The organism is Algoriphagus vanfongensis DSM 17529 (assembly GCF_000429465.1).
GTDB classification, from domain to species: domain Bacteria; phylum Bacteroidota; class Bacteroidia; order Cytophagales; family Cyclobacteriaceae; genus Algoriphagus; species Algoriphagus vanfongensis.
In genome coordinates this window covers 34,028-46,458 of record NZ_AUBX01000018.1, presented here as the reverse complement: position 1 = coordinate 46,458, position 12,431 = coordinate 34,028, and the positions used below count along the sequence as shown (strand labels likewise).

Below are 12,431 nucleotides of genomic sequence, written 5' to 3'. Positions count from 1 at the left end.
TATGGCAATCAAAATTCGTAAAGAAGACGCTCTCAATTATCACCAACAAGGAACACCGGGAAAGATAGAAGTCATGCCTACAAAGCCCCTGTCCAGTCAAATGGACCTGGCTTTGGCATATTCTCCTGGAGTAGCCGAACCTTGTAAAGAGATCGCTTCCAACCCAGAAAACGCCTACAAGTACACCTCCAAGGCAAATCTAGTAGGTGTTATTTCCAACGGTTCTGCCGTCTTAGGATTAGGAGATATAGGTGCGGCAGCTTCCAAACCAGTAATGGAGGGAAAAGGAGTCCTATTCAAAAAATTCGCAGGAATAGATGTCTTTGACATCGAAATAGACGAAAAGGATCCCAAAAAACTGATTCAAACTATCAAGTCCCTTGAGCCGACTTTTGGAGGTATCAACCTTGAAGACATCAAAGCCCCTGAATGCTTTGAAATAGAGCAAACACTTAAAAAAGAAATGAATATCCCTGTCATGCATGATGATCAGCATGGCACAGCTATTATTTCCGGAGCTGCATTATTGAATGCCTTGGAAATAGTCGGCAAGGATATCTCAGAAATAAAACTTGTCGTCAATGGCGCTGGAGCAGCTGCCATCTCATGTACCAGATTCTATATCTCTCTCGGGATAAAAAGAGAAAATATTGTACTGTGTGACAAAGATGGAATCTTGAGACATGACAGAACTGACCTGGACGAAATCAGAAGGGAATTCAGCACTAGCCGAGACCTAAAGTCTCTAGATGATGCCATGAAGGGAGCAGATGTATTTCTGGGACTTTCCGCAGGCAATGTCGTCTCTCAAGATCAGCTCAGACTGATGGCAAATGACCCAATCGTCTTTGCCCTTGCCAATCCAGATCCTGAAATCGCCTATGAACTGGCGATGGATGCCAGAGAAGATATCATCATGGCGACCGGTCGATCAGATCATCCAAACCAAGTTAATAATGTACTGGGATTCCCATACATTTTTAGGGGAGCATTGGACGTAAGAGCCACAGCTATCAATGAAGAGATGAAACTGGCAGCAGCCAAAGCTATTGCCAAACTAGCCAAAGAACCTGTCCCTGATATCGTCAACAAAGCGTATGGGGAAGATAAACTGGGCTTTGGTAGACTTTACCTGATCCCAAAACCATTGGATCCAAGACTGATCACGACTATCGCTCCTGCGGTGGCTAAGGCAGCTATGGAAACAGGTGTTGCTAAAAATCCAGTCATTGACTGGGGAGCATACGAGCTCGAGCTTCAAGAGCGCATAGGTATCGATCAGCGACTGATGTCTGTAGTCATCGCCCGAGCCAAAAAAGATCCGAAGCGTGTGGTCTTTGCTGAAGCTGACAATCGCAAAATCCTGAAAGCAGCTCAAACTGTGCGGGATGAAAAAATTGCAATTCCAATCTTATTGGGGAATAAAGAGCGCATCCTGACTCTAATCGAAGAAAACTCACTCGACCTACAAGGTGTGACGATCATCGACCCGCTAGAAGAGACACAAAGGCTCAGTCAGTTTACAGATATCCTTTTCAAAAAAAGACAGCGAAAAGGCATGACTCCGGCAGATGCAGCTAGACTGGTGACTCAAAGAAATTATTTTGGAGCCATGATGGTCGAAACAGGAATGGCTGATGCTTTTATTTCTGGTTTGACGAGAGACTATCCGAAAACGATCCTCCCTTCACTCCACTCTATCGGAGTCAAAGAAGGTACAAAGCGTGTAGCGGGGATGTATATCATGAATACGGACAAAGGTCCTTATTTCTTTGCCGACGCGACTGTCAATCTAAACCCTACAGCCGAAGAACTGGTGGAAATCATTGGTTTGACTGCTGAGGCTGTAAGATTCTTCAACATGGAGCCTCGCATCGCCATGCTTTCCTATTCCAATTTTGGTTCTGCCAAAGGAGAATTTGCAGAGAAAATGGCAAAAGCCACCGCCCTGGCAAAGGCCAAATATCCGGAACTGATCATCGAAGGCGAAATGCAAGCTAATGTAGCTTTGAATGAAGAAATCCAGCGAGATGTCTATCCATTCTCCAACTTGATAGGCAAGCGAGTAAACACCTTGATTTTCCCAGACCTAGCATCTGGAAATATCGCCTACAAACTGATGGCAGAACTCGGCAATGCTGAGGCCATTGGGCCAATTTTGCTGGGGATGAACAAACCAGTTCACATTCTGCAGCTGGGCAGCTCGATCCGCGAGATTGTCAACATGGTAGCCGTGGCAGTAGTAGATGCACAATCATCTAACTCGCTATGATAGCATACTTACAGGGAAGACTCGTTTTCAAGGATCCTACCTATGTGATCATAGATGTAGCAGGAGTAGGATATCAGGTGAAAATATCCCTTCAGACTTATAGCAAAATCAAAGATGAGGAGCAGATCAAGCTCCTCACCTTTTTGCATATCAAAGAGGACGCTCATACCCTCTACGGGTTCAAAGAAGAGGATGAAAAACGACTTTTTTTACTCCTGATCTCTATCAATGGAGTAGGTCCTAACACTGGGCTGATGATACTTTCCTCCCTCTCTACAGAGGAAATTGAGCAGGCAATTTTGTCCGGAGATGTAGCTACGATCCAGCATGTCAAAGGTATCGGTGCCAAAACTGCTCAGCGTATCATACTCGAGCTCAAAGATAAAGTAGGAAAAACCACAAGCGAAACCAGTCCTAGTCAATTGGGTTTCTTGAAATCAAGTAATAAAATCCGTGAGGAAGCGTTACAAGCCTTGATTACATTAGGTTTTCCCAAAGCTGCCGCTGAGAAAAATATCAGTCAGGTACTCAAAAAAACCAACGGAGAAATTTCCTTAGAAGATTTAATTAAAGCATCTTTAAAGACAACATAATTTGAATTAGGATTGAACTTTTGGACAATACTGACTTTTTGCAGGGGAAGGTCTAGAGGCTATTGGCCTGTTTGCTTCATCCTGTTTGCATTGTTTCTGAGCACTTTGTCATCTCAGGCCCAACAAACAGCCAACGACACCACCAGCCAAGCCCGAATAGACTCCCTCAATGCCCGGAGAATGGCTCCCTCATTTCTGCTTTGGCAGAATATGAGAACTAATCCTCTTTTCCCTTATCGCAACCCATTTTTACAGCCCAGTTCCCCATTTCTACCCAATCCTATTTTAAGGCAAGAAGTTCAAGTCAAAGTAGACTCAACGCTCCGCTACAATATCGTCGATGAAATCGACACAACTCGATACGGCAATGAACAAGAGTATGACTTTGAGCAATTTTCGAAAATTCAGGAATATAAAGTCCGTCAGGAATATTGGAGAAATAGGTCCCGAGGCTCAGATGGAGAAAGCGCTGTAGAAGGCCGTGGACTCATCCCTCCCCTGACAGTCAGCCCGAGCTTTGACAGGATTTTTGGTGGGAGTGACATCAATATCACCCCGACCGGCTATGTGAATTTAGATTTCGGAGCGATTTTCAGGAGGATAGATAATCCTACTCTGCCGATTCGTCAGCAACGAAACGGAGGGTTCAATTTTGACCAGCAGATCCAAATGGCCGTCAATGGATCACTGGGAGAAAAAATGAAAATTGCTGCAAATTTCGACTCCAACAACTCCTTTGATTTTCAGAACCAACTCAAATTGGAATACGATGGATTTGAGGAAGACATCATTCAGTCCATCGAAATAGGAAATGTATCTATGCCCGTTCAGAATAGTCTGATTCAAGGGGCACAAAATCTATTTGGTCTCAAAACCCAGTTACAGTTCGGGAAATTAAATGTGACTGCAGTGGCATCTACGCAGCGCGGGAGAAGGGATAATTTGGTCATCGATGCCAATGGTCAGGGCAGAAGTTTTGAAATCCAAGCATCGGACTATGATGAAAACAGGCACTTCTTTCTGTCCCATTTCTTTAGGGACAATTACGAAAGGTGGTTGAGGGGACTTCCCCAAGTATTATCCGGAGTCAATGTAACCAGAATAGAAGTCTACATCATGAACCGCGCCGCCAATACTGAAACTTTGCGAAACTTTGCGGCTTTCATGGATATGGGTGAAGGAAGAGTATTACTCAATCCGACCAACCCTAACATCGGACCTGGAGACCCCAATGCACCTGCCGGAAATGGAGCAAATAACCTATATTCCAATATTGCCAACAACCCTTCGTTTAGACCCTTTGACACAGGATCAAGAGCTATTGAATCCGCTTTGGGGCTCCGCAAAGGGGTGGATTTTGAGCAGATCAACGGCGCTCGAAAGCTTGAATCCACAGAATACTTTTTCAATGCGCAACTCGGGTATTTATCCCTTTTCCGCAGACTGCAAAATGACGAAGTCCTCGCAGTCTCCTATGAATATACCTACAACGGACAGGTGTATAAAGTCGGGGAACTCACAGAGGATTACCAAAGTCGACAAGAAGATGAATTGATATTTTTGAAGCTATTGCGTCCAGCTAGGATCAGCACGCAAGTACCTACTTGGGATCTGATGATGAAAAACGTCTACAGTCTCAATGCAAGTCAGGTAATGCGGGACGGCTTCCAGTTGCAGCTGATCTATCGGGATGACCGCACAGGTCTGGACAATCCTTCCCTCTTGGAAGGTCAAAATGTAAAAGACATTCCGCTGATTAGATTGACAGGACTGGACAATCTCAACCCTCAAAATGACCCCGCTCCAGATGGGAATTTTGACTTCGTCGAGGGGCTCACGATGATTTCAAATAGAGGGCTACTTGTCTTCCCCGTATTGGAACCGTTTGGATCTAATCTTGACTCAAAGTTTCTCCCTACAGAAAGTGTCCTTCGGGAAAAATACGTCTATGACACACTCTACGGCACGACTCAGGCGGATGCCAAATTAGTCACTCGCCTTAATAAATATTTTATAAAAGGCCGATTGACTGCTGGATCGGCTAGCGAAATCCAGCTTCCTGGATTGAATATTTCTCCGGGCTCGGTCATCGTCATGGCTGGCAATATTCCTCTGACCGAAGGAGTTGATTTCACCATTGACTACAATGTAGGTCGACTGGTGATCATCAATGATGCCATTTTGCAATCAGGAAAACAGCTCAATATCAGTTTTGAAAAAGCGGATTTGGTCTCATTTCAAACCAGAAGTTTGCTGGGGACACGTCTGGACTACCTCTTTAATGACAAGTTTAATCTAGGAGGTACATTCCTTTATCTCAATGAGCGCCCCAATGTGACACGAATTGCCACAGGAAGTGAAACCCTGAGAAATAGTCTTTGGGGACTGGATGCCAACTATGCCGACGAATCCAGATGGCTCACCAAACTAGCGGACGCATTGCCATTTACAGACACCAAAGAGACCTCTATGGTGCAGGTCAATGCTGAATTTGCCCACTTAATCCCAGGCACCTCCAATACAGTCAATGGAGAAGCAGCTTCTTACATTGATGACTTTGAAGCTGCCATCACTCCTTTCAATCTTGGTGGTGCAGCCAACCAAAACTGGAAACTTTCATCAACGCCTGCCACACCTGACAATCGTTTTGATCTGAGCATGCAGACGGAGGACAACTTAGGCGCTGCCTATCGGAGAGCTCGACTGGCTTGGTACAATATTGACAATATCTTTTATAGGGAGAGTGGTGTGGGAGTACCTACCAATATTACCCGGGAAGATCGAAGAAATCACTATGTGAGAAGAGTCGTACCTCAGGAGATTTTCCCTCAGCAGGACCGAGAAGTTATCATTACGCCTGAGCCTTTGTTTGAACTTGCCTACTTCCCAAGTGAAAGAGGGATGTACAACTACAACCCCAACCTCACTCAAAACGGACTTCTCCCTGAGCCAAGACAAAACTTTGGGGGGATCACCAGAGCGATCACTACGGAAGTAGATTTTGACCGAACCAATATTGAATATCTAGAATTCTGGCTGTTGGATCCTTTTATTGAAGGGGAAAATGGCCGGGTACTGGACGGGGTTTTCAACACCAACAACACTACAGGAGGAAAGTTATATTTCAACTTGGGAGACATTTCTGAGGATGTAATGAAAGATGGTAGCCATGCTTTTGAAAATGGATTGCCAACAGACGGAGATCCTTCAGAAACCAGAGCTAATGAATGGGGAAGAATCACCCGAGAGCAGTTCCTTTTACCAGCTTTTGACAATTCTGAAACTTCGAGACAAAATCAGGATGTAGGCTTGGATGGACTGAAAAATGAAGATGAGGCAGAGTTTTTCCAATCCCGGTTTTTGGATAGATTAAATGTATCCCAGCAAGCCCTTTCCACCATCAGACAAGATGTTTCGGGTGATTTGTTTCAATATTATCTCGATGAAAACTTCGATCAGCAAGACATCAAAATCCTAGAGCGATACAAAAAATATAACGGGATGGAAGGCAATTCGCCAGTCACTGCCAATGAAAACCTCCCTTATACTCCGTCCGGATCAAATAACCCTGACAATGAAGACCTTAATACAGATAACACAATCAACGAGCTCGAAAACTACTATGAGTATGAGATCGACTTAAAGCCCGATAATCTTGTGGTGGGTCAAAACTACATCGTCGATCAGGTCACGCACAACGAAAACGGCGAGGAAGTGAATTGGTATCTATTCAGGATTCCTGTCCGACAACCCGACCGTACACAAGGTGATATCACCGGCTTCAAATCAATTCGGTGGATCAGAACATACTTGACAGATTTCAGCCAGCCGGTTGTTTTGAGGATGGCCAATTTCCGGATGGTGGGTAGTCAGTGGCGAGTATTTCAGGAGTCTCTGTATGAAAGAGGATTCTTTGAAATCCCAGAGCCTGATATTTCCAATGTGACTGTCGATGTAGTCAGTATAGAAGAAAATTCGCAGGGAAGTGCTACGGAGAGCCCCTACGTATTGCCTCCTGGAATCACCCGAGATAGAGACAATACCTCCACGGTAGAGCGAAGGCTCAACGAGCAATCATTGAGAATCTGTGTCGAAGACCTTGCTGATCGGGATGCAAGAGCGGTGTTTAAAAACGTCACCCTAGATCTAGTTCAGTTTGAGCGAATCAAGATGTTTTTCCATGCAGAAAGTGAAAATGCCCAGGATGGAGAGTTGACTGCATTTTTGAGATTGGGTACGGACTACACAGACAATTACTACGAAATTGAAGTCCCGCTACTCATCACTCCTAATGGCACCAATGACCCCAGACAAATCTGGCCTTTGGAAAATGAAATAGACATCGCTATTCAGGACATTGTCGATGTGAAAATAGAACGGGACAACATGGGAGTACCCCAAAACCTCCCCTACTCTAAAGAAGTCGGAATCTACACAGTCACAGTCATAGGGAGACCTGAGCTAAACCAATCTCAGGGAAGTATGATCGGTGTCAGAAATCCAGGTGGTGGATTGGGTGGCAGCCGCAGTGTCTGCATCTGGGCAAATGAACTCCGGGTAACCGGCTTTACCAAATCAAATGGATGGGCAGCTAATGCCTATCTCAATGCTAAAATAGCAGATTTGGGTGTTGTATCAGCTTCAGTGCGGCATAGCTCGATCGGATTTGGGGGACTGGAAACTCGACTCTCAGAGAGATCTCGAAATGCCACCACTCAGTATGACATCTCTACGAACCTCAATATTGACAAACTTCTTCCCGAGCAGCTGGGAGTAAGTATTCCTATGTACTTCAGTGTGGAAAACTCCACCACCAAGCCTGAATATGACCCTCTCAATCCGGATGTACCTTTTGAACTGGCGCTGGCCAAATTTGAAACTGACGCAGAAAGAGACGCTTACAGGGAAATCGCACTGGATCAATTAAACCGCAAAAATGTCAGTTTCAATAATGTCCGAAAGCTAAAATCCAATCCAGAAGCGCCTTCTCGGTTCTATGATTTCAGCAATTTATCCTTCTCCTACGCTATGGGGACGGTTACCCAAACCAACGCTCAGATTCAGGAATATTCCTACAAAACCAACAAGGGAAATATTACTTACAGTTTTCAGCCTAAACCGATGAGTTTCGAGCCTTTCAAAAATTCAGAATGGCTGAATTCACCGTATTTGCAATTGATCAAAGACTTTAACCTCAATCTTTCACCTACACTTGTTTTGGCACGGGTAGATATAGATCGGAGATTTTTAAGATCCCAGTATAGAAATGACCAACTCAGTACCACTGGTGTTGATCCATTATTCCAGAAGTCATTCTTTATGAATCGATTCTATACGTTGAATTGGGATTTGACAAAGAACCTGCGAGTTGACTACACCGGCACGGTCATGGCTGTGATCGATGAGCCTGAAGGGGATCTGGATACTGAGGAAAAAATAGATTCTGTACGCACCAACTTCTGGAATTTTGGAAGGAGAACCAATTACAATCACGCCGTCAATCTGAATTACACTATACCATTTGACAAAGTGCCGGCGCTCAACTGGATCAGGTCAGATTATCGCTACAACACGACTTATACTTGGCTGACTGGCGCCATTGGCCAAAAGGACACCTTGGGTAATACGATTCAAAATACCCGAGAACAGACGTTGACTGGCAAATTTGACCTAGTCAGATTGTATAATAAAAACAAAAAACTGGAAGCGCTGAATGCTCCCAAACGTCCGAGTATTCCAGGTAGGAACTCGGTCGCAGCGGAAGATACTATTGGTACGCCTTTTACCAATAAGCTCTTGAAAATGCTGATGATGGTGAAGGAGGTCACCTTTAATTATGGCGTGATAGAAGGCACATTCTTACCGGGCTATTTACCTAATTCCGGATTATTGGGAATGGATCGAGCATTTAACAATCCCGGTTGGGCCTTTGTCTTTGGCAGTCAAAATCCAGCCATCAGAAATGAACTGGCCATGCAGGGGCTGATGGCCCCAAGCTCCGAGCTGACACAAACATTCCGGCAAAACAAAGCCGTCAATATGCGATTTGGGGCAGTGGTAAGGCCAGTGCAGGATTTCACGATCACACTCAATGCCGAAAAACGGGAAGTCGGCGAATACAATGAGATTTTCAGGAATTCGGCAGACGATCCCGGTGACTATGTCTCGGTGAGTCCCACGCGACTGATGAGTGCATATTCGATCTCGACGATCATGCTTGGAACTAGCTTTGCAAAAGATGACAGTGATAATAACTCACCGCTATTTCAAGACTTCGAAAACAACCGGGCAATTATCAAGAGTAGATTAGATGCTCAAAATAGCAACGCAGGTGAATATAGCCTCAATGGTCAGGATGTACTGATCCCTTCTTTCTTGGCTGCCTACAAGGGAAAAGATGCCAATTCATTTAACCTAAATCCATTCCCCAAAACACCTCTTCCCAATTGGACCGTCAATTACACGGGGCTTTCTAGACTAAAAGGGCTGAGCGATATTTTCACCAATATCAATATCAAGCATGGCTATACGTCCAATTACAATGTGAGTAACTTCTCCAATTCACTGCAGTACCAAGAAGGATTGGAACTTTACAACACACTTCAAGAGACGAGGCTACCTACCGAAATCAATGACGATGGACAATTCATTCCGATTTTTGTACTGAATCAAGTAGTACTATCAGAGCGATTTTCACCGCTTATCGGTGTCGATTTGTTGACTAAAGACCGACTAAACATCGCAGTAGTGTACAACAAAGAGCGAAACTTGGGTCTCAACTTTTCCAACTCTCAAGTCACTGAGCAGCGTAGCAATGATTTTGGTGTCAATATCGGCTACATCAAATCTGGGATGAAAATCCCATTCAAAATCCAAGGGAGAGAAACAATCCTGAAAAATGACGTCACTTTCCGAATCGATATGAAAGTGACCGACACGCGACAAGTACAACGCAAAATCGAAGAAGGTAGCACAATCACCAATGGCAATCTCAATTTACAATTCCGTCCTACAGTCGGATATGTGATCAATCAAAACCTCAATTTGACCTTGTATTTTGACCGAACGATCAATGACCCGAGAGTGACGACCTCCTACAAGCGAGCCTCGACTTCTTTTGGAGGGCAACTCAGATTTAATTTATCTCAATAGATTTTTTATAGCTAGGAATCATCTTATTTTTGGGCTTCCTTTTAAAATAACAGTAACTATGAATTTTCCACAGGAATTAAAGTACACCAAAGATCACGAGTGGGTAAAAATCGAAGGCGACGTAGCGACTATCGGCATCACTGAATTTGCGCAAGCTGAATTGGGTGATATCGTCTATGTAGAAGTAGAGACCGTGGGAGAGACTATCGAAACAGGAGAGGTTTTCGGAACAGTTGAGGCTGTAAAAACCGTTTCTGACCTTTTTATGCCACTTACAGGTGAAATTCTTGAGTTCAATGAAGAATTGGAGGGCTCTCCTGAACTAGTCAATGAGTCTCCTTATGAAGATGGATGGATGGTCAAAGTGAAAATCGAAGGAGATCTTCCTAGTGATCTATTGAGTAGTGATGCGTATGCAGAGCTAGTCGGAAAAGACTAAGAAGGATTGAGACTTGCGTTGAGTATTTCCTGGATGATTGTACTGGCTTTTGCCATGCTGACACCAGGAGATCGCTTTCCGGAAATCGATGCATTTGACTTTCAAGACAAAGTGATTCATTTGCTTTGCTTCTCACAACTCTCCTACTTATGGATAGGTGTGGGACGTAAAAGCAAACTAGAACCTTGGACTCTCAAAAATTTAATCCTCAGTATCCTCTTTATCGGGATACCCTCAGTAGGATTTGAATTTGCTCAGCTTTACATCCCCAATCGCTCCTTTGACATCTATGACCTGATAGTCAATCAACTAGGCGTTTTAGTAGGAATATTAGCATATTTTAAGACTCCAACCATCCCTTTGCGCTTGCATTAATGCGTCATTATCCTTACAATTGTTAGACTGAATAAGAAATAAGTTAACCTGTATAAACCAAATTCGCCATGGAAGCAAAAAAGACTCCTAGTGCTGATCTAACCAAAAAGACAGGAATGTTCCTGAACTTGGGTTTGGCAGTGGCTGTAGGTGTTACTCTTGCTGCCTTCGAATGGAAGTCATTTGATGACGGAGCCCTCAAGGATCTAGGCATGACAGATGACAACTTTGAAGAGCTGCTCGATATTCCTATTACCGAACAACCGCCACCGCCACCACCGCCGCCGGTAGAGCAGCCTATCATTCAGGAAATCCCTGATGAAGTAGAAATCGAAGAAAAAATCGAAGTAAACTTTGACGTCGATGTCAAAGAAGAGACTGTGATCAAAGAAGTAGTGATCGCTGAAGCTCCTGTAGAGGAGAAAGCTGATCAAATCTTTGACGTGGTAGAAAATCAACCTGAACCACCGGGTGGTATGTCAGGATGGAATCAATACCTTTCCAAAAACTTGAAATACCCTACTCAAGCAAGACGTATGGGTATCGAAGGTACAGTAATCGTGGTTTTCGTCATCAACACTGACGGATCTATCCAAGATGTAGAAGTACTGAGAGGTATTGGCGGAGGTTGCGATGAGGAAGCAGTGAAGGTTGTTCAAGAAGCACCTAACTGGACTCCTGGTAAGCAAAGAGGTCGTCCAGTACGTACTCGTATGAGACTTCCAATCCGATTCAAATTGAGCTAATTTACACCTAGCATAAATAGAAAGCCCTGATTTACATCAGGGCTTTTTTTATTCCTCCCCACCAATTCAGTAAGTAATTTTAACATAGTTAACATCCGTTAATTAACAGATTTTCAGAACATTACTTGGTAATTTCTATGGTATTAATTTTAAACCTAATCCACAAATACCATGGAAACAAAAAAATACCCCACAGCTGATCTGAGAAAATGGTCTGGAACATTACTTCATTTGGGACTTGCGACAAGTATTGGATTTTCACTTTTGGCTTTCGAATGGAAAAGCTATCCAGATGGACCATTAAAACAAATTCACAGTAATCAGGAAAATTGGGATGACCTTGACATCCCCATATCTATCCAAGCTCCTCCTACACCACCTCCACAAGTCGCTCCAGTCATCATCGCCAAACCGGATGATATTCAAATTGATGATCTAGACCTTCAGATCGATATCAATACAGACGAAAAAACAGCAATCCCAGATGTAATTCTAGATGAAGTCCCTCCTAAGGTAGAAATAGCAGATGAAATTGTGGATTTCACCGAAGTACAGGCCTCTTTCAAAGGCGGAATGGATGCCTGGTATGAATACCTCCGAAAAAATCTCCACTATCCCACCACCGCTAGAAGAATAGGAATAGAAGGTACAGTCATTGTCAGGTTCGTGATCAATAAGGATGGATCTGTCCAAGATGTCCAAGTCATGAGATCCATAGGAGGAGGATGTGATGAGGAGGCAATACAAGTGATCGAAAACTCGCCTAACTGGAACCCCGGCAAAATGGGAGGTCTACCCGTGAGATCCCGAATGGCCATGCCGATCAAGTTCAAACTCAATTAACTAGGGGGCTT

General features: G+C 44.0%; 7 protein-coding genes. All 7 read left to right on the top strand.

Annotated elements, in window-relative coordinates; all coding sequences use genetic code 11:
* Position 1: 1 nt before the first annotated feature.
* The 7 genes from G460_RS0118410 to G460_RS0118380 all read left to right on the top strand — a co-directional run bounded on the left by G460_RS0118410 (position 2) and on the right by G460_RS0118380 (position 12,420).
* Positions 2-2,272 (top strand): NADP-dependent malic enzyme, encoded by a 2,271-nt coding sequence (locus G460_RS0118410; RefSeq protein ID WP_026956734.1) that lies wholly within the window; start codon positions 2-4, stop codon positions 2,270-2,272.
* Positions 2,269-2,865 (top strand): Holliday junction branch migration protein RuvA, encoded by a 597-nt coding sequence (gene ruvA, locus G460_RS0118405; protein ID WP_026956733.1) that lies wholly within the window; start codon positions 2,269-2,271, stop codon positions 2,863-2,865. The genes G460_RS0118410 and ruvA overlap by 4 nt, the downstream gene beginning before the upstream one ends.
* 90 nt (positions 2,866-2,955) lie before the next feature.
* Entirely contained in the window at positions 2,956-10,017 is a 7,062-nt protein-coding gene (gene sov, locus G460_RS0118400) for a T9SS outer membrane translocon Sov/SprA (protein WP_483756952.1), read from the top strand.
* Between the two features lie 58 nt (positions 10,018-10,075).
* The gene (gene gcvH, locus G460_RS0118395) at positions 10,076-10,456 is read left to right on the top strand and encodes a glycine cleavage system protein GcvH (protein ID WP_026956731.1); all 381 of its coding nucleotides are present in this window, start codon (positions 10,076-10,078) and stop codon (positions 10,454-10,456) included.
* Positions 10,457-10,462: 6 nt separating this feature from the next.
* Entirely contained in the window at positions 10,463-10,831 is a 369-nt protein-coding gene (locus G460_RS0118390) for a VanZ family protein (protein WP_157366962.1), read from the top strand.
* 68 nt (positions 10,832-10,899) lie between these two features.
* A complete protein-coding gene (locus G460_RS0118385; RefSeq protein ID WP_026956729.1) occupies positions 10,900-11,577 on the top strand; it encodes an energy transducer TonB in 678 nt (225 codons plus the stop codon).
* A 171-nt stretch (positions 11,578-11,748) separates the two neighbouring features.
* Positions 11,749-12,420, top strand: a complete 672-nt coding sequence (locus G460_RS0118380) for an energy transducer TonB (RefSeq protein WP_026956728.1) — start codon at positions 11,749-11,751, stop codon at positions 12,418-12,420.
* Positions 12,421-12,431: the final 11 nt, after the last annotated feature.